Origin of the sequence: Arthrobacter globiformis, from assembly GCF_030818015.1 — a bacterium.
GTDB lineage: Bacteria > Actinomycetota > Actinomycetes > Actinomycetales > Micrococcaceae > Arthrobacter > Arthrobacter globiformis_C.
The window spans coordinates 2,911,179-2,929,217 of the sequence record NZ_JAUSZX010000001.1 but is presented as its reverse complement, the minus strand read 5'-3'; the positions used below and the strand labels follow the sequence as shown (position 1 = coordinate 2,929,217).

General features: G+C 65.1%; 13 protein-coding genes and 1 tRNA gene. 11 read left to right on the top strand and 3 right to left on the bottom strand.

The genetic code is table 11. The features are described from left to right. Positions 1–3: 3 nt before the first annotated feature. The gene (locus QFZ23_RS13655) at positions 4–1,308 is read right to left on the bottom strand and encodes a M20/M25/M40 family metallo-hydrolase (RefSeq protein ID WP_306923701.1); all 1,305 of its coding nucleotides are present in this window, start codon (positions 1,306–1,308) and stop codon (positions 4–6) included. Between the two features lie 193 nt (positions 1,309–1,501). On the opposite strand from QFZ23_RS13655, the gene QFZ23_RS13650 reads away from it, so the two are divergent. From QFZ23_RS13650 to QFZ23_RS13620, 7 genes are all read left to right on the top strand, one after another. After that, positions 1,502–1,584: transfer RNA gene (locus QFZ23_RS13650), tRNA-Leu, on the top strand. A 336-nt stretch (positions 1,585–1,920) separates the two neighbouring features. Next, on the top strand, positions 1,921–2,292 hold the full coding sequence (locus QFZ23_RS13645) for a DUF3311 domain-containing protein (RefSeq protein WP_306923699.1): 372 nt from the start codon (positions 1,921–1,923) through the stop codon (positions 2,290–2,292). Then, positions 2,289–3,962, top strand: coding sequence for a monocarboxylate uptake permease MctP (mctP, locus tag QFZ23_RS13640; protein WP_306923697.1), 1,674 nt, complete (start codon positions 2,289–2,291; stop codon positions 3,960–3,962). Before QFZ23_RS13645 ends, mctP begins: the two co-directional genes overlap by 4 nt. Before the next feature lie 370 nt (positions 3,963–4,332). Next, positions 4,333–4,920, top strand: coding sequence for a hypothetical protein (locus QFZ23_RS13635; RefSeq protein ID WP_306923694.1), 588 nt, complete (start codon positions 4,333–4,335; stop codon positions 4,918–4,920). A gap of 383 nt (positions 4,921–5,303) precedes the next feature. Beyond that, positions 5,304–8,459 (top strand): efflux RND transporter permease subunit, encoded by a 3,156-nt coding sequence (locus QFZ23_RS13630; protein ID WP_306923692.1) that lies wholly within the window; start codon positions 5,304–5,306, stop codon positions 8,457–8,459. A 15-nt stretch (positions 8,460–8,474) separates the two neighbouring features. Then, complete coding sequence (locus QFZ23_RS13625; protein ID WP_306923690.1) at positions 8,475–8,930, top strand: hypothetical protein; 456 nt, start codon at positions 8,475–8,477, stop codon at positions 8,928–8,930. 1 nt (position 8,931) lies between these two features. Next, positions 8,932–12,081 carry an efflux RND transporter permease subunit gene (locus QFZ23_RS13620; RefSeq protein ID WP_306923689.1) on the top strand — a complete coding sequence of 1,050 codons (3,150 nt, stop codon included), beginning with the start codon at positions 8,932–8,934 and terminating at the stop codon, positions 12,079–12,081. Positions 12,082–12,111: 30 nt separating this feature from the next. Here the strand turns inward: QFZ23_RS13620 and QFZ23_RS13615 are convergent, their stop codons facing one another. Further along, on the bottom strand, positions 12,112–12,567 hold the full coding sequence (locus QFZ23_RS13615) for an SRPBCC family protein (protein WP_306923687.1): 456 nt from the start codon (positions 12,565–12,567) through the stop codon (positions 12,112–12,114). Between the two features lie 164 nt (positions 12,568–12,731). Here QFZ23_RS13615 and QFZ23_RS13610 point away from each other — a divergent pair, with 164 nt between their 5' ends. From QFZ23_RS13610 to QFZ23_RS13595, 4 genes are all read left to right on the top strand, one after another. After that, positions 12,732–13,640 (top strand): LysR family transcriptional regulator, encoded by a 909-nt coding sequence (locus QFZ23_RS13610; protein ID WP_306923686.1) that lies wholly within the window; start codon positions 12,732–12,734, stop codon positions 13,638–13,640. 116 nt (positions 13,641–13,756) lie between these two features. After that, the gene (locus tag QFZ23_RS13605) at positions 13,757–14,854 is read left to right on the top strand and encodes a tartrate dehydrogenase (RefSeq protein ID WP_306923684.1); all 1,098 of its coding nucleotides are present in this window, start codon (positions 13,757–13,759) and stop codon (positions 14,852–14,854) included. A gap of 220 nt (positions 14,855–15,074) precedes the next feature. After that, on the top strand, positions 15,075–16,577 hold the full coding sequence (gene dctA / locus QFZ23_RS13600) for a C4-dicarboxylate transporter DctA (protein WP_306923681.1): 1,503 nt from the start codon (positions 15,075–15,077) through the stop codon (positions 16,575–16,577). Between the two features lies 1 nt (position 16,578). Further along, positions 16,579–17,739: a glycerate kinase gene (locus QFZ23_RS13595; protein ID WP_306923679.1), complete on the top strand. Its 1,161-nt coding sequence runs from the start codon at positions 16,579–16,581 to the stop codon at positions 17,737–17,739. A gap of 70 nt (positions 17,740–17,809) precedes the next feature. On the opposite strand, the gene QFZ23_RS13590 is transcribed toward QFZ23_RS13595, so the two are convergent. Further along, positions 17,810–18,007 carry a hypothetical protein gene (locus QFZ23_RS13590; RefSeq protein WP_306923678.1) on the bottom strand — a complete coding sequence of 66 codons (198 nt, stop codon included), beginning with the start codon at positions 18,005–18,007 and terminating at the stop codon, positions 17,810–17,812. Positions 18,008–18,039: the final 32 nt, after the last annotated feature.

Here is an 18,039-nt window from a genome sequence, read left to right as displayed (position 1 = left end):
GCCTCAGTAGTTGGTGAGCAGCGTGTTCAGGACGCGGGCGCCGAACTTCAGGGATTCCGCCGGAACCCGTTCATCAACTCCGTGGAACATGCCGGTGAAGTCGAGGTCGTCAGGCAGCTGCAGGGGCGCGAAGCCGTAGCCGGTAATGCCGAGCTTTGAGAGCGACTTGTTGTCGGTGCCGCCGGACAGGGTGTAAGGCAGGACTTTCGCGCCCGGGTCTTCGGAGTGCAGGGCGTCGATCATTGAGTCGACCAGGTTGCCGGCGAACGGCACTTCCAGGGAGACATCGTTGTGCACGTAGCTGACGTCAACGCCGCTGCCCGCCAGCTCCCGGACGATCTCGAGAACCTGGTCCTGCTGGCCCGGGAGGGTCCGGCAGTCCACCAGTGCTTCGGCGGACTCGGGGATGACGTTGTGCTTGTAGCCGCCGCCCAGGAGCGTCGGGTTGGACGTGTTCTGCAGCGTGGCCCCCACGAAGCGGGCTACCGTGCCCAGTTCCTTCAGCAGCAGCTCCGGGTTGTCGGGGTCGAATTCGACGCCGGTCAGTTCCGTCACGCCGTCGAGGAACTGGCGCGTGGTGGCGGTCAGCTCGATGGGCCACTGGTACTCACCGATGCGGGTCACCGCGCCGGCGAGCCGGGTGATGGCATTGTCGGTGTTGATCTGAGAGCCGTGGCCGGCACGGCCGTGCGCCACGAGCCGCAGCCAGGAGATGCCCTTTTCCGCCGTCTGCAGCAGGTAGGCGCGCTGGCCGCCGATGGTGGTCGAAAAGCCGCCGACTTCCGAGATGGCCTCGGTCGCACCCTCGAACAGCTCGGGCCGGTGCTTCACCGCGTACTGGGCGCCGTGCACGCCGCCGGCCTCCTCATCGGCAAAGAACGCAAAGACGATGTCCCGCTTGGGCTTGCGCCCGGTGCGGGCGAAGTTGCGCAGCACGGACAGGATCATCGCATCCATGTCCTTCATGTCCACTGCGCCGCGGCCCCAGATCAGTCCGTCTTTGAGCTCGCCGCTGAACGGGTCCACGGACCATTGCTCGCGGAGGGCAGGAACCACGTCCAGGTGGCCATGGACTACGAGGGCGCTGGCGGAGGGATCCTCACCGGCCATGCGGGTGACCACGCTGGCCCGGCCGGGCTCCGATTCGAAGATCTCCGCGCCCAGCCCCACCTCGGTGATCAGGCCGGCGGTGTATTCGGCCGCCGCACGTTCGCCGGGACCCGAGCCGTCCCCGTAGTTGGATGAATCGATGCGGATGAGCTCCTGGCAGATGGTGACGACTTCATCCTCAGGCCGAACGTGAGACATTGATCACTCCTTATAGCGGGGAAACGCGGATTCATGCGGGTTGTGGCGGCTTTTGGCTGCCGGAACGCCCGGGTTCAGCCTACCCAGTCCGCTCGATTCCATCTTTCCGGAAAGTTCGTGTTAGAGTTTTTCTCGCTGCTTCGGAGAGAAGCGAACCGCTGAAAGGCGGAGAGAGTCCTTCGAAATACCACCTGCGCGGGTGGCGGAATGGCAGACGCGCTAGCTTGAGGTGCTAGTCCTCGAAAGGGGGTGGGGGTTCAAGTCCCCCTCCGCGCACAAAGGGAAAACCCCGGGAATCCAATGGATTCCCGGGGTTTTTCGTTTCTCCGTGAAGAGCAGGAACGTACCCCCCACGCTAAACCGACACTTGGCTCCGGCGGTGCCGATCACGGCAGGGCGTCGCTGCCGGCTCCCCGAAAAGGCGCTCGGGAAACGGACTGATGATGACCAAGAAAGTCAGGCGCGTTACTGACTGTGACGGCACTGTCCACACTCTTCCCGTGGGCCGCTGACGGGCGTACAAAGGAACTGGAGGGCAACAGTTGTAACCTCCGCCTCACCGCTCTCCCGGAGCCCGGAAAGCGGGAGACGGGCTGACAAGGAGGTCGTCGGGTGTCCCATCAAGATCGTCCTGACCCGAAACAGCGCCCCGTCCCAGGGGCTCCCCCGGGCGCCGGACAGCCAACCCGCAACACTGCAACCCGTGGTCCGGCGCGGCGCACGCCGTACGTCATAGCCGGCGTACTGCTTTCCGTGGCGATCCTGCTCCCGCTCATGCCGCAGACCTACTCGTTCAATGCCCCAACCTTGGGCGGCATGCCCTTCTTCTACTGGTACCAGCTGCTCTGGGTTCCCATTTCCGCAGCCTTGAGCGGCGTGGCGTACTGGCTCGTGACAACGGAAGACCGGCGACGGCGGGCAGCGGCCCGCGCGGGCGCTGCCGGCGTCGACGGCGACGCAGCGAACGGAGATGAGCGGCCATGAACGGGCGCGAGATCAACTGGGTCGCCCTCATCATCGTGGTGCTGCTCTTCGTCGCAGTCGCCATCATGGGCTTCATGGCCGCCCGGTGGCGCCGGACGGCGGAGACTGAGGGACTGCACAGCCTCGACGAATGGGGACTGGGCGGACGCGGCTTCGGGACATGGATCACGTGGTTCCTGCTGGGCGGCGACCTCTACACCGCCTACACGTTCGTTGCCGTTCCCGCCGCGATGTGGGCCACGGGCGCCGTCAGCGGCTTCTTCGCGGTGCCGTACACGATCGTCCTCTACCCGATCATCTTCATCATCATGAGCCGGCTCTGGTCCGTGTCCCACCGGCACGGCTACGTGACGTCGGCAGACTTCGTGGGTGGCCGCTACGGGAGCCGGTGGTTGTCCCTTGCCGTCGCCGTCACCGGCATTGTGGCAACCATGCCGTACATCGCCCTGCAGCTCGTTGGCATCAAGGCTGTCCTCACCGTGCTCGGCCTGGGCAGCTCCGAGAATGTGCTGCTAACGGACCTGCCGCTCATTCTGGCGTTCGTCGTGCTGGCTGCCTATACCTACACTTCGGGGTTACGGGCGCCGGCGATGATCGCCGTCGTCAAGGACCTGCTGATCTATCTGGCGGTGATCGTCGCGGTCATCTACCTGCCGATCAAGTTCGGCGGGTGGGACGCGATCTTCGGGGCGGCGAAGACGAAGCTGGACACTGTGAATGAAGCGACGGGGAAGCCCGCCGGGGTGTTCATCCCATCGGCCGCGAACTACTCGGCCTACTGGACGCTGGCGCTCGGGTCGGCCATGGCGCTGTTCATGTACCCGCACTCCATCACCGGCGTGCTCGCGTCCAAAGGGCGCAACACGATCCGGCGCAACGCCGCGATTCTGCCGCTGTACTCCCTCATGCTTGGCTTCCTCGCGCTGCTGGGTTTCGTCGCCATCAAGGCCGGCACCAGGCCGATTGACCTGAACGGGTCGGTCAACCCCCAGCTTGTCGTCCCGCAGCTGTTTCTGGACCACTTCCCCGCGTGGTTCGCAGGGGTCGCCCTGGCGGCCATCGCCATCGGGGCGCTGGTACCGGCAGCGATCATGTCCATTGCCGCGGCGAACATGTTTACCCGTAACATCTACCGGGACTTCCTCCGGCCTGACGTCGACCCCAGGACTGAGGCGAAGGTGTCCAAGATCGTTTCCCTGGTGGTGAAGGTCGGCGCGCTTATTTTCGTCATAGCCATGGACCAGTCCACGGCCATCAACATGCAGCTGCTGGGTGGCATCTGGATTCTGCAGACATTCCCCGCTGTTGTCGCCGGCCTCTACACTCGGTGGTTTGACCGCTGGGCGCTGCTGGCCGGATGGGCCGTGGGCATAGCCTTCGGCACGGCCTCGGCCTACAACGTCGTCAATCCCGTCACCCGCGCACACTTCGGCGGCTCCATTGCTCCCATCCCCGGGACCGACTTCACGGTGTACATCGCCGTGTCGGCGTTCGTGCTCAACCTGGTTGTCGCCGTCGTACTTACCTTGGTGCTGCGCGCACTCAAGGTGCCCCAGGGCGAGGACAGGACGCGCCGGTCTGACTACGGCGCCGATGAAACGGACCCGAAGGTTGCAGAGATCGAGCGGACCCAGCGTTTCGTGGAACCCGGAGGACCGTCACCGGTATAGCCGGCCAGGGGCTTCCGGGTGGCGCCGCGCCCAATGGGCGTTTGAAGCTGACATGGACGAATTGAGGAGGAGCAGGATGTGGGCCTCGCGGTGCTGGAGAGCCCGGCCTGGGTCAGGAAGATTGCCAGGCGTCGGCCTAACCCGCCATCTGTAATACGGCACAAGCACGCGGACCCTGCCCGACGGAACCAGCTGCATGTTCGTTGATGATTCGATCGCCGTTCGCGACCGGCTGGTCCGGGGAGGAACGACTGTCACCGGCACCGCGCCGAAATGAACGGTTGAAGGACGGTCCATGCTATGAACGTCAGCGACATCCGCGGGCTTTTCCCCCGGGCTCAAAGACGCCATCTACCTCAACACCGCCACCATGTCAGTGGGCTGCGCCCCTGCCAGGGAAGCCTACGAGCTGGCCGTAGAGCGCTGGTCCGCCGGGCGGTTCGACTGGATGGAAGCAGAGCAGGCGGGTGAGGACGCCCGTGGCATGTTCGCCGAGATCATCGGAGCTACATCGGCAGACATTGCCATTGTCCCCGCCGTCAGCTGGAAGGCTGCGCGACTGCCGCTCGAAAGCTTCCTTGGCACGGACATGGAACCGTCGCCGACGGCGTCGAAGCTGGACGCTTCGTTGGCGTGGTTCCCAGCGCTGGCCGACCAGGTGGCGCTTGCTGTCCTTCGCCGGTTCGGTATTGGCACGGTCCTCGAACGTAACGCGCTGCTTGCCGTTCACCTGCGGAACGCACTGGAAGCGGAGGGCGTCAGCTTCCGGTCCTTCCCCGAACGGCAGCGGTCCACCATCGTCTCTGTTCCGGTGGACGACCCGGATGCCGTCATGGCCCGGCTGCGCCGTGCGAACGTGGTGGTGTCCGTCAGGGCCGGCAGGATCCGGCTGGCGACCCATTTCTACAATCTCGAGGAAGAGCTGGTCCGGGTCGCCGAGCTCATTGCCGGCCACTGAGCGGAGCTCATGGGCCCATGAATCCCCCGGGTTGGTTCTTTGTGTGCCCTGGCGCTGCTGACTGATAGGAGTCACCTGCTGAAGAAATAGTTGCTCGAGGCATTGACGTTGCGCCTCGTAGGGGCCACGATTCTGCTAGACGTTTGGGGGGCGCGAAGGCAGTAGCAATGGAGCCGCGCCGTGAACACATATTCTGCAGTTGAGACTTTCTTCCCCCGTCACCTCAGCGTAGATCTGAGCGTGAACCCGCACACAAGGCGTCCTGAAACGCAAAGAACCGCTGGACTGTCCACCAAACACCGACATCGCCGTCGGCCTGGCAGCACTCCCAGCCCTTCGCTGCCCGTGAAGTCAGCGGGCATGAAGCTGGCGGTGAACAGGCCATGATGGGCGCCATTCTCGGCTGGGTTCTGCAGTTCCGGATCCTTGTCCTGGTCGTGGCCGCCGGCGTCCTCGGGTACGGCTTCACCGCCCTGCCCACCATGCCGGTTGACGCCTTCCCCGAGTTCGCACCGCCGCAGGTCGAAATCCAGACCGAGGCCCTGGGGCTCTCTGCCGGTGAAGTCGAACAGCTCATCACGTCACCCATGGAGGCCGACCTCCTCAACGGTGTGGCATGGGTGGAGGCGATCCGTTCCAAGTCACTTCCCGGCCTGTCCTCGATCCAGTTGGTCTTCCAGCCGGGTACGGACATGTTCCGGGCACGCCAGCTCGTCGCTGAGCGCTTGACCCAGGCCAGGGCGCTGCCCAACGTGTCGGCAGCACCCGTGCTCATGCAACCACTGTCTTCCACCAGCCGGGTGATGATGGTCAGGCTCACGTCCAAGGACATGTCCCCCATCGACATGTCCGTGCTGGCACGGTGGACCATGAAGCCGGCGCTTTTGGCCGTTCCCGGAGTAGCGAACATTTCCATCTGGGGCCAGCGCGACCAGCAGTTGCAGGTACTCGTGGACCCCAAGCGGCTGGAAGCTAAGGGCGTGACACTGGACCAGGTCATCAGGACCACGGGCAACTCCGTGTGGGTGTCCCCGTTGAGCTACCTTGAGGCCTCAACGCCGGGCACGGGCGGCTTTCTGGAGACGGGACATCAGCGGCTGGGCGTCCAGCATGTCCTTCCCATCACCACTCCCGAGGACCTCGGAAAAGTCAGCCTCCAGGGCACCTCCAGCAAACTGCTCCTCGGGGACGTCGCCCAGGTCCAGACGGACCACCAGCCGTTGATCGGTGATGCACAGCCCGGCCAGGACGCTGAGCTGTTGCTGGTAATTGAGAAGTTCCCGGAGACAAACACCGCGGACGTCACAAAGGGGCTCGACGAGACTATGCGCGAGCTCCAGGCCGGGCTACCCGGCGTAACCGCCGACACCACCGTGTACCGGCAGGAGTCGTACGTCGAGCAGGAAATGGGCACCCTTGGTGTCGCGCTGCTTGTCACGCTACTGCTGGTCGCGGCGGCATTCGGAGTGATCTTCCGGTCCTGGCGCAGCGCACTGATCACCCTGATCACCGTACCGCTCTCGCTCATTGCTGCGGCCCTGCTGCTAACCCTACGCGGGGCCGGGCTCAACACCCTGGTCTTCGCCGGCATGATCCTCGCACTGACCGTCATCATCGGGGATGTAGCGGAAGACCTGAACTCCGCCGCCAGGGCCTACCGGGCATCCAAGGCAACCGACCTCGGGGATTCGAGGATCGCCCTGCTTGCGGGTGCGTTACGGCCAGTCCGCACCTCGCTGTTCTACGCCCTGCTGATTATGGCGCTGAGCGTGCTCCCCATGCTCTTTGTCCCTGGCCAAAACGGCGCCATGTTCGGGCCCCTGGTAATTGCATATCTGCTCGCCCTGGCGGTCGCCATGGTCGTGGCCCTCACAGTGACAGCGGCCCTGGCGTTCTTCCTGCCGCCGGCATCAGCGGCCCCGGGCCGCGAGCGCCAGGCTATGCAGCGCCTCCGTATCCGGTATGGGCGGGCACTGTCCCGCCGGCCCGGCAAGCCCGCGTTGGTCCTTGCCGCCGCGGCGGTCATGGCGCTCGCCGCCCTGGCGTTGGCGCCGCAGCTGGTCCCCAACCACCCTGTGGTGCCGGTGCTGGCAGACAACACGCTGGTGGTCCAGTGGAGGGCCGCGCCTGGCACCTCCGACCAGGAGATGGTCCGGATCACCGACACCGCGGCCCGCGAACTGCGGGCGGTGCAGGGCGTCTCCAATGTGGCCACCGAGGTTGGGCGCGCCATTACGTCCGACCACGTGGGAGACATCAGTTCCGGGGAGCTGTGGGTGGGAGTGGCAAAGGATGCCTCGTACTCCAGCACCCTTGAGGACGTACAAAGGGTCGTGGCCGGGTACCCAGGGCTGAGCGCAACGGTCTCCACCTACCCGCAACAGAAAATCGACCAGATCCGGGAAGCTGCCGATTCCGGATTCGGCGTCAGGGTCTACGGCGTAGACATGGCCACCCTCCGGGCAAAGGCCGAGGAAGTGCGGCAGGTTCTCGCGCACACGGCCGGTGTGGTAAATCCCCGCGTTGATGCCGCCATCGAACAGCCGACCGTCCAGGTCAAGGTGGACCTGGCGAAAGCACAGAAGGCAGGCGTCATACCCGGCGATGTCCGGCGTGCGGCGGCTGCGCTGCTGCAGGGCATCGAAGTGGGTAACGTCTACGAGCAGCAGAAGGTCTTCTCCGTGGTGGTCAAGGGAACGCCTGCAACCCGGAACAGCCTCACCAGCGTCAGCGAGCTGCTGATCGACACTCCCAAAGGCGGGCATGTGCGTCTTGGCGACGTCGCCGAGGTCAGTATCGTTCCAAACGATGCGGTCATCGTGCATGACGACACTTCCCGGCGCGTGGATGTAAAGGCGGACATCCAGGGGCGCGGGCTGGCTGATGTGCAGCAGGACATCGAAAGAGGCCTGCAGCAGATCCAGTTCCCGGTGGCCTACCACGCGGAGATCCTCACCCGGTTCGCGCAGCAGCAGTCGGCCTTCCAGTGGCTGTGGCTGCTGGCAGCCGTAGCTGCCTTCGGCATCCTGGTTCTGCTGCAGACAGCGCTGGGCGGGTGGCGGCTTTCAGCCGCCGTATTCCTCGGACTGATCGCATCCCTCTCGGGCGGTGTCATTGCCGCCCTGGCAGATGGCGGGGCCAACTACCTGGCGGCGTTTGTCGCGTTCTCTGCCATCTTGGGCATAGCAGTCCGCAGCTGCCTGCTGCTCGCCGGCGAGGTCAGGAACCTCCGCGCCAGGCATGGCGAAGCCACGGGGCCCGCCCTCGTTATCCGCGCCGCACGCAACAGGCTCAAGCCGACCCTCGCGTCCGTGGTGACCACCGCCGCCGCCCTGCTTCCGCTCGTTCTCCTGGGCGGTGTGACAGGAACTGAGGTCATCCAGCCGATCGCCATCATCATCTGGGGCGGCCTGCTGACTACCACCCTTTTCGTCCTGTTTGTGCTCCCCGCAATCCTGCTCCGCTTCGAAGGCAGCCAGGCAGGGACACGAACAGCAACGACACAACCCGCACTTGCCGACGCCCCCACGGGCCTGTGAAAGCCGGAATACATCATGACAACGACTTCGCCGCGGGTGCGCGGCCTGATGGTTCTTACCGTCCTGGGTCTCCTGACCCAGGCATTGCCGGCATGCAGCCAGCCACCGTCTGAGGCTCCGGCAGCCGGTGACGCTGCCGCGAGCCTTGAGGAGGTACCCGGGACCGACCTTAAGCGCATCACGCTGAATGAACGCGCCGCCGGGAACATCGGCCTCCAGACGTCGACGACGAAGCTGGATGCCAAGAGTGGGAAACTCACTGCCCCCTATCTGGCAATCCTCTACGACAGTGAGGGAAGGACCTGGGTCTATACAATTGCCGGCCCCCGCGTCTATGTCCGCCAATCCGTCACAGTGGATCGGATCGACGGCGAGCTGGCCACGCTAAGCGACGGTCCGGCCCCGGGCACGACTGTGGTCACTCTGGGGGCCGAAGAGCTCTTCGGCGCTGAACTGGATGTGGCGAGCTGACATGCGGTGGATCGTAGGAATCAGCCTCAGGTTCAGGACGATAGTTGTTGCCCTTGCCTGCGTGGTGATGCTGCTGGGATCCGTCCAGCTCAGTAAGGCATCGCTGGATGTTTTCCCGGAGTTCGCGCCCCCGCGGGTCGAGGTCCAGACGGCCTGCCTGGGGCTCACGGCCCAGGAGGTCGAGGAACTCGTCTCAGTGCCGATTGAGGCGTCTCTTTCCGGAATGCCGGGCCTGGATGAGCTGAGGTCAAAGTCGGTGCCCCAGCTGTCCTCGATCGTCCTGATCTTCAAACAGGGGACCGACCTGCTCAACGCCCGGCAGCAGGTTTCCGAGCGGATGGCTTCCGTGACGTCGGCCCTGCCCACGTGGGCTGCTCCCCCGGTGATGCTGCAGCCGCTGTCCTCGACCAGCCGCGTCATGAAAATCGGGATGACGTCGTCCAACCGGTCCCTGATCGAGATGTCCATGCTGTCGTACTGGACCATCCGGGCCCGGCTGCTGCGGGTCCCGGGCGTGGCCAACGTGGCCATCTGGGGCGAGCGGCTCCAGATGCTGCAGGTCCAGGTCCAGCCTGAGCGGCTCAAAGCCAAGAATGTCTCGCTTAACCAGGTCATGGAAGTAACGGCCGGGGCTGTGGACGCCGGTCTGCTCCAGTACTCACCCGGAAAATTCATCGGCACCGGCGGCTTCGTCGGCAGCCCGAACCAGCAGATGAGCATCCGCCACGTCCAGCCGATCACGAGCCCCGAGGATCTGGCCCGGGTGACCATACGCGAAGACCACGGCACCGCACTGCACCTGGGCGACGTTGCCAGGGTGGTGGAGGACCATCAGCCGCTGATCGGTGATGCAGTTATCAACAACGGTCATGGACTGATGCTTATTGTCGAGAAGCTCCCGTGGGGCAACACGCTCGAGGTGACCAAGGGCGTTGAGGAAGCCCTCCACGAACTTCAGCCGGGTATGAGCGGTGTCACCTTTGACACCACCATCTTCCGTCCGGCGAGCTTCATCGAGGAGGCCGTTTCCAACCTCAGCCTCGCCCTCCTCCTGGGCTGCCTGCTGGTGGTCATGATCCTGAGCGCCTTCCTGTTCCAGTGGCGGACAGCGCTCATCAGCCTGATCGCCATTCCGCTCTCCCTACTCACAGCCGTCATGGTGCTGTACCTCACCGGCGGTTCGGTCAACACGATGATCCTGGCCGGGCTGGTCATTGCGGTGGGGGTCGTCGTCGACGACGCGATCATCGACGTCGAAAACATCATGCGCCGCCTGCGGCAACACCGTGGCTACGGCGGAGGTGAATCGACGGCGTCCGTGGTGCTGAAGGCCTCCTTGGAAATGCGAAGCCCGATTGTCTATGCCACCCTGATCATTGTCGTGGCCGCCCTGCCCATCTTTTTCCTGGAAGGGCTCACGGGAGTATTCTTCAGGCCTCTTGCCGTCTCCTACACTCTGGCCGTCCTGGCCTCGATGCTGGTGGCGCTCACCGTGACGCCGGCACTTGCCTTGATCCTGTTGGCCAGGGCAAAACTGGAGCAACTCGATCCGCCGCTGGTCCGCGTGCTCAAACGCGGCTACCACGCGCTACTGTCCCGCATCATGAACCGGCCGCGCTACGGCTACGCCGGCTTCGGGGCCCTTGCCCTTGTGGGTCTGGCGATCGCCCCTCTGCTCGGACAGTCTTTGTTCCCCACGTTCAAGGAACGCGACTTCCTGATGCACTGGGTGTCGGAACCGGGCACGTCGGCAGCAGAAGAATACCGGATTGCCCAGCGGGGCTGCGCAGCGTTCCTCAAGGTGCCCGGGGTCCTCAACTGCGGAACGCATATCGGCCAGGCCTTTCAGGCTGACGAAATTGTCGGCGTCAACGCCGGTGAACACTGGATCAGCATTGACCGTCACGCCAATTACGAGCAGACGGTCGCAGCCGTCCAGGATGTCGTGGACGGATACCCGGGCCTGCACCGCGACGTGCAGACCTACCTGAAGGAGAGGATCGAAGAGGTCCTGACGGGGGCCAGCGAACCCATCCTCGTCCGGGTTTACGGTGACGATCTTGCCGTGCTGCGTGAGCAGGCCCAGAGGATCAAGGGAATCCTCAGTGAGATAGAAGGGACCGACGATCCCCATATCTCCCTGGAAGTCGACGTACCGCAGATTACCGTCAAAGTGAACCTGGCGGCGGCGGAAAAGTTTGGCCTTAAGCCCGGGGACGTGCGACGCGCTGCTGCGACCCTCGTAGCCGGGGAAGAGGTGGGCGACGTCTTCCGGGACGGACGGGCCTACGACGTCCAGGTGTGGAGCACACCGGAGACGCGGGCAAACGTCACCAGCATCGAGGACCTGCCCATAGATACGCCGGGCGGAAAGCGCGTGCGCCTCGCCGACGTCGCCGACGTCAACGTGCAGGCCACCCCGAACCTCATCGACCGCACCAACGGGTCCCGCAGGGTCGAGGTTGGGTCCTTCATCGACCCCGGGGCGGACCTCGGCCACGTTGTCACACAGCTGCAGGAACGCCTGAAGTCCCTCAACCTGCCCGTAGGCTACAGCGTCCAGCTCCTGGGCGAATATACGGAGCGGCAGGCGGCCACGGAGCGCCTGACGATTCTCGCTGTCGCGGCGCTGATTCTGATCCTCGTGCTCCTGCAGGCGTCGTTCCGCAGCTGGCGGTTGGCGATCCTCGCCCTCCTGACCTTGCCTATTGCACTCGTCGGAGGAGTCCTGGCTGCGTATTTCACCGGTGGCGTGCTGTCGCTGGGCTCGCTCGTGGGGTTCCTGACAGTCATGGGAATCGCGGCCCGGAACGGCATCCTGCTCATCAGCCACTGCCTGCATCTGGAAAGGATCGAGGGGGTTCCGTTCAGCGGCTCGCTCGTGCTGAGGGGCGCCGGTGAACGGCTCTCCCCGATCCTTATGACCACCCTTGCCACCGGACTCGCCCTGGTGCCCCTGGTCGTCATGGGGGATGTGCCCGGGCATGAGATCGAATACCCGATGGCTGTGGTCATCCTCGGCGGACTCCTGACCTCCACGCTGCTGAACCTGTTTATTGTGCCGTCGCTCTATCTGCGGTTCGCCCAGTCGAGGAAATCCCGGAAGGCGGCAGAACAGGAGCTCGCCCTGCAGAAACTCGCAGTTCAGTAGGCGGGCTCCTTTCGCTTGACCGCCGGAGCATCATTCAGCCCGTGCTCCGGCGGTCAGGTACAGGTTGCGCGTCTCGATGAGTTGGCGGAGGTAGCGCGCCAGGAAGAGTTTCTCCGCAAGGCGTCCCAGGAGCCCGCACGGCGCCGCGAAGTCGATCCTGTCCACCATGATGGTTCCGGCCCCGTCCGCAGTGAATTCATGGACGTGGCGGAAGTGACGAAACGGCCCGCGGACCTGCTCGTCAACGAAGTAGTGGGGCAGCTGCATCTCGGTAATCCGGCTTGTCATCCGTATCGGCAGCCCGAAGTGCCAGGCGCGCCAGGTTACTTCCTCCCCCAGAGAGATCAGCCCGGAAGCGACGCCACCAACGGCTTCCTCCCGCGAGCGGGCCATGGAGTCCTTGTGGGCATCGATGCTTCGGGAGAGGTCAAACAGCTCGGTCATCCCGATGGTTGTCCGTGTGGTGCTTTCAAACGTGACGGCCATGCTCAGAGTATGCCAGCAGTTTCACCGCGCTACTCCGTCAGCTCACGGCCCTCGGCCGCTGATGGGCGTAAGCTTTCAGGGCTCCGGCAGGCCGCCCCACCCCGGGACGCGCTGCGGGGCCAGGTCCGGGGCAAACAGCAAAGCGGACCGGAAAAGGAGCCAGCGTGGACACCCGGAAGCTGAAGTATTTCCTGGCGGTGGTTGACCACGACGGATTCAACCGTGCGGCGGAACACCTGCTCATCGCGCAGCCGTCCCTGTCCCAGACCATTGCCAGCCTGGAGAAGGACCTGGGCGTGCCGCTGTTCCACCGCATCGGGCGCCGGGCCGTCCTTAGCGAGGCCGGAAAGGAACTTGTGGGGCCAGCCCGGCTGGTGATGCGCGACCTGGACGCTGCCCAGTCTGCCGTGCAGGCGCTCCGCGGCCTGCGGAGCGGGCGCCTGGACATCATCAGCATGCCCTCCCCCGGCATCGAGCCGCTGACGTCCATGACCGCCGCGTTCACCAGGCTGCACCCGAAGGTCCGCCTCAACGTCAGCGCCGCCTTCACCCCGGAGGAGGTCATCGAGTCGGTCCGCAGCGGCAGCACCGAGATTGGCCTGGCCGGCTCCTCCAGCCCGGTCCGTGTCCCGGGAGTCAACGTACTGGACCTGGAACGCCAGCCGCTGATCCTCATCGTCAACCCCCAGGCGGACGCATTCCCCGACGGGAGCACCATCCAGCGGGAGGACCTGGACGGGCACCGGCTGATCGCCAGCCAGCGCGGATCACTGATGCGCTGGCTCGTGGACGATGCACTGGCGCACGGCGTTAAGGTCGAAATCGTCGTCGAAGTCGCACACCGGACCTCGATCCTGCCCCTGGTGCTGGCCGGCGTCGGACACGCCGTCATGCCATCCTCCTGGGCGCCCACCGCGCACAAGGCCGGCCTTCGCACTCTGCAGATCGAACCCGTCTCCCACCTGGACGTGGCCATCCTGAGCCGGAAGGACGGCCAGACACCGGCTGCCCGCGCCTTCCTCGACGTGGCGGAACGGCACGTTGCCCTGGAGCACGCAGACGCCGACTCATAGGCTGAACCTATTTGCCGGATCGAATCTTGGTCTTGGACGCATCCAACCGGCCTGGCTTCTACTTGAAGAGGAAAGGCAGTGTGACCCTGCCAACACACTCAACGAGGAGGTCGGCAATGAGCGCCACCCAGACATTCAGCATCGCTTCAATCCCCGCAGACGGCGTCGGCAAGGAAGTCGTTTCCGCCGGCCGCCGCGTCCTGGACGCACTGGCGGACAACTCGAACGGCAAGTTCGCCTTCGAGTGGACCGAGTTCCCGTGGGGCTGCGGCTACTACGAGAAGACCGGGCAGATGATGGACCCCAACGGCCTGGAGGCCCTGAAGGACTTCGACGCCATCTACTTCGGCGCCGTCGGCTGGGAGAACGTCCCGGACCACGTCAGCCTGTGGGGCCTGCGCCTGAACATCACGCAGAACTTCGACCAGTGGGCCAACATCCGGCCGGTCAAGTTCCTCCCCGGCATCCAGTCCCCGCTCCGCAAGGCAGACAACACAGAACTCGACTGGATCGTTGTCCGCGAGAACAGCGAAGGCGAGTATGCCGGCCTCGGCGGCCGAAACCTGAGCGGCCGCGGCCCCGGCAACGAGGTTGCACTGCAGACCGCGCTGTTCACCGAGAAGGGCTGCGAGCGCATCATGCGGTACGCCTTCGACCTCGCCCGGACCCGCACCGTGAAGAAGGTCTCCTCGGTGACGAAGTCCAACGCGCAGCAGTACGGCATGGTCCTCTGGGATGAAACCTTCAAGCGGGTGGCCCTGGATTACCCAGACGTGCAGACCGAAAGCGTCCTTGTCGATGCGATGAGCGCCAAGTTCATCCTGCATCCCGAGGATCTGTCCGTCGTCGTTGCCTCCAACCTGAACGCCGACATCCTGTCCGACCTCGGCTCAGCCCTGGCCGGCAGCCTCGGCCTGGCGGCGAGCGCCAACCTGAACCCGGAACGCCGCTTCCCGTCCATGTTCGAACCGGTCCACGGCTCCGCCCCGGACATCGCCGGCAAGGGCATCAGCAACCCCATCGGCGCGATCGCCAGCGCAGCCCTGATGCTTGACCACTTCGGCCTGCACGAGGAAGCCCGCCGCGTCGAGGCCGCCATTGAGCAGACCACCGGCGCCGGGCACCTGACCCGCGACGTCGGCGGTGAATCCACCACCGACGACGTCACCGAAGCGATTATCGCGGCCCTGACCCACTCGCTTGCCTCTGTCTAGGCCGCGCTCTTACGTGCGACGGGCGGCCCCCCCCCCCCCGGCCGCCGTCGTCCCGTGGAGGTCCCTTCCCAACGCCCGCAAGCTCGCGTCGGGTCGCTCGGGACGCCGCTTACGCCCGCTTACTGAAACGTACGATGGCGGCCGGGCCGGCCGCCGTCGGACGCCGCTTAACCAAACCCTTCAGCCTTCTCCAGCGACATTCCACAACGAGGTAGGAATCATGGACCACATCACCACCGCCGGCCCGGCTGCCCCAGCCAAGACGCAGTCGGCCCGCAAGACACGTTGGTACAGGCAGCTGTACTTCTGGGTGCTGACAGCCATTGTCTTCGGCATTCTGCTCGGCTGGCTGGCGCCGGCCGCCGGCATCGCCATGGAACCCATCGGCGCCACTTTCGTCAACGCGATGAAGATGCTCATCGGGCCGATTGTGTTCCTGACCATCGTGGGCGGCATCGCCAGCGTCGCCGACCTCAAAAAGGTGGGGATGACCGGACTGAAGGCCCTCACCTATTTCCAGATCGGCACCATCTGCGCCATGGTCTTCGGCCTGGTAGCCATCAACATCTTCCGCCTCGGGGACGGTGTCAACGCCGACGCCAGCACCATCAAGACCTCCGAATCCGCGGCAAAGCTCATCGACGCCGGCCAGCACCAGGAGTGGTGGCAGTTCCTCACGCACATCATCCCCAACAGCATCGTGGGGCCATTCGTGGAGGGCGACATCCTGCAGATCATCTTCATCGCTGTTGTTTTCGGCATTGCCCTGAACGCCATGGGCAAGGTGGGTACGCCCGTCCTGGACGGTGTTCAGCGCCTGACCGCGGTGATGTTCAAAATCCTTGGCTTCATCATGAAGGCCGCCCCGATCGGTGCCTTCGGGGCGATGGCCTACGCCGTGGGCAAGTTCGGCGTCTCCTCCCTCACCAGCATGGGCGGCCTCATCGCATTGTTCTACGCCACCTCGATCCTCTTCGTGGTGATCGTGCTCGGCTCGGTCATGGCCTTCCTGAAGCTGAACATCTTCACGATGATCCGCCACCTCAAAGAGGAATACATGCTCATCCTCGGCACCTCCACCGCGGAGCCGGCCCTGCCCGGCCTGATGCGCAAGCTCGAGCATGCGGGCGTGAAGAAGGAAACCGTCGGCCTCGTCGTCCCCACCGGGTACAGCTTCAACCTGGACGGCGCCGCGATCTACCTGTCCCTGGCCGCGCTCTACATCGCCCAGGCCACCAACACTGATCTCACCATCGGACAGCAGCTGGGCCTGCTCGCCGTGATGCTGCTGACCTCCAAGAGTGCGGCGGGTGTTGCCGGCGGCGGTTTCATCGCCCTGACCGCCACGCTGACCACCCTCGGCACCATCCCCGCCGCCGGTATCATGCTCATCTTCGGCATCGACAAGTTCATGTCCGAATGCCGTGCCCTGGTGAACTTCACCGGCAATGCCGTCGCCACCCTCTTCATCGCCTGGTGGGACCGCACCCTCGACGCCGACCGCGCCCGCCGGGTCTTCGCCGGGGAAACCGTCGAGCCGATGCCCGCCGAGGATCCCGTCCATGCCGAAGACGTCACCCGCATCGACGAGGACCTCACCGAATACGGCCACCACTCCACCCGGCACGATGCCAAGAACGGGAATGCCGGGCCCGGGGACGCCAAACACCACACGGCGGACCCCGCCCATTACCGCCGCCGCGCCTACTCGGAAACCGTCTGACATGCACAACGCTACCGCCCCGGCTCCCGTACGTGCCCTGATCGCACCCGACAAATTCAAAGGCAGCCTCACCGCGGCTGAGGTGGCCGGTGCCCTGGCCGCAGGGCTCCGCTCCGCAACTGGTGTGTCCGGCAGAGCCGGAGCGGTCCACTGTGAACTGCTTCCGCTGGCCGACGGCGGCGACGGCAGTGTGGATGCTGCCGTCACCTCCGGCTTCACCCGTTACAGCGTCACCGTGCCCGGCCCTACCGGCCGGCCCGTCCAGGCGGACATCGCCTTCGACGGCGCCACGGCAGTCGTCGAGGTCGCCAACACCTGCGGTCTCGCACTCCTGCCCGACGGCGAGCTGGACCCGCTGAATGCCTCCAGCCGCGGCTTCGGGGAAGCGGTCCTGTTCGCCCTCGGCCTTAAGCCCGCACGGGTGGTGCTGGCACTGGGCGGCAGTGCCAGCACTGACGGCGGCATAGGCATGCTGTCCGCGCTGGGCTACCGCTTCCTTGACGCCGCGGGACATGAGCTCAACGGCGCCGGCGAAGCCCTCGGCCGGATCCGGTCCATTGAGCGGACCGGCCGCCCCGACCTCGATGGAATCGAACTGGTCATGGCCAGCGATATACTCAATCCGCTGCTTGGCCCCCGGGGCGCGCCTGCCGTCTTCGGGCCGCAGAAAGGTGCGGGGCCGAAGCAAATCGCGGCCCTCGAGGACGGGCTGAAACGCTTTGTGGACACGCTGTCGGAGGCCGGGGTCCTCAATGCCGGGACGCTGGCGGAACACGCCGGCGCGGGAAGCGCGGGAGGACTCGGCTTCGCCTGCCTGCTTCTGGGGGCAACGCAGGTGTCAGGCGCGGACTATTTCCTGGACCTGCTGGACTTCAATGCCCGCAAGGACAGCTGCGACGTCGTCATCACTGGGGAGGGCAGCATCGACGAACAGACCCTGGCCGGCAAACTCCCTGCCGCCGTCGCCCGGCGCTCGGTCGGCCGCCCGCTCATCGCGGTGGCTGGCAGGTCGCTGCTCCCGAGGGAGCGCTGGGCCGAGATGGCGTTGAGCCGGGTCTACACGCTGGCGGAGTACACGGACCGGGACTCCGCCCGGGACCCCGGGCTGTCCGCCACCCTGCTGCGCCGAATCGGGCAGGACATAGCGGCAGGCCTCCTGTAGCAGGAGGGAGCAAGAGTGGAAGGCACAACAAAGAAAGGCCCCGCACCGGCGGGGCCTTTCTTTGTTGTGCCTACGCGTTCTCGCGGATGCGGTCAGGCTCACGGTCAGCGGTTTCCTCCAGCCGGGCGAGGTAGGCCCACATCCTGCTTTCCTCTGCCTGCACCTGGGGTTCAGGGGTCTCGGCCGGCCTTGCTTCCGGCCGTCCCTCGGCCTCCTTGGCCGCTTCCTTCCTGTAATTCCGCCATCCTTCACACGATGAATAGCACATCACCGACCTCCTAACAGTTGGTGTATCTTAAT

Bases quoted from the DNA above. Each gene is read 5' to 3' on its own strand.
- QFZ23_RS13655 (WP_306923701.1), bottom strand. From the start codon at position 1,308: ATGTCTCACGTTCGGCCTGAGGATGAAGTCGTCACCATCTGCCAGGAG.
- mctP (WP_306923697.1), top strand. From the start codon at position 2,289: ATGAACGGGCGCGAGATCAACTGGGTCGCCCTCATCATCGTGGTGCTG.
- QFZ23_RS13635 (WP_306923694.1), top strand. From the start codon at position 4,333: ATGTCAGTGGGCTGCGCCCCTGCCAGGGAAGCCTACGAGCTGGCCGTA.
- QFZ23_RS13630 (WP_306923692.1), top strand. From the start codon at position 5,304: ATGATGGGCGCCATTCTCGGCTGGGTTCTGCAGTTCCGGATCCTTGTC.
- QFZ23_RS13625 (WP_306923690.1), top strand. From the start codon at position 8,475: ATGACAACGACTTCGCCGCGGGTGCGCGGCCTGATGGTTCTTACCGTC.
- QFZ23_RS13620 (WP_306923689.1), top strand. From the start codon at position 8,932: ATGCGGTGGATCGTAGGAATCAGCCTCAGGTTCAGGACGATAGTTGTT.
- QFZ23_RS13615 (WP_306923687.1), bottom strand. From the start codon at position 12,567: ATGGCCGTCACGTTTGAAAGCACCACACGGACAACCATCGGGATGACC.
- QFZ23_RS13605 (WP_306923684.1), top strand. From the start codon at position 13,757: ATGAGCGCCACCCAGACATTCAGCATCGCTTCAATCCCCGCAGACGGC.
- dctA (WP_306923681.1), top strand. From the start codon at position 15,075: ATGGACCACATCACCACCGCCGGCCCGGCTGCCCCAGCCAAGACGCAG.
- QFZ23_RS13595 (WP_306923679.1), top strand. From the start codon at position 16,579: ATGCACAACGCTACCGCCCCGGCTCCCGTACGTGCCCTGATCGCACCC.
- QFZ23_RS13590 (WP_306923678.1), bottom strand. From the start codon at position 18,007: ATGTGCTATTCATCGTGTGAAGGATGGCGGAATTACAGGAAGGAAGCG.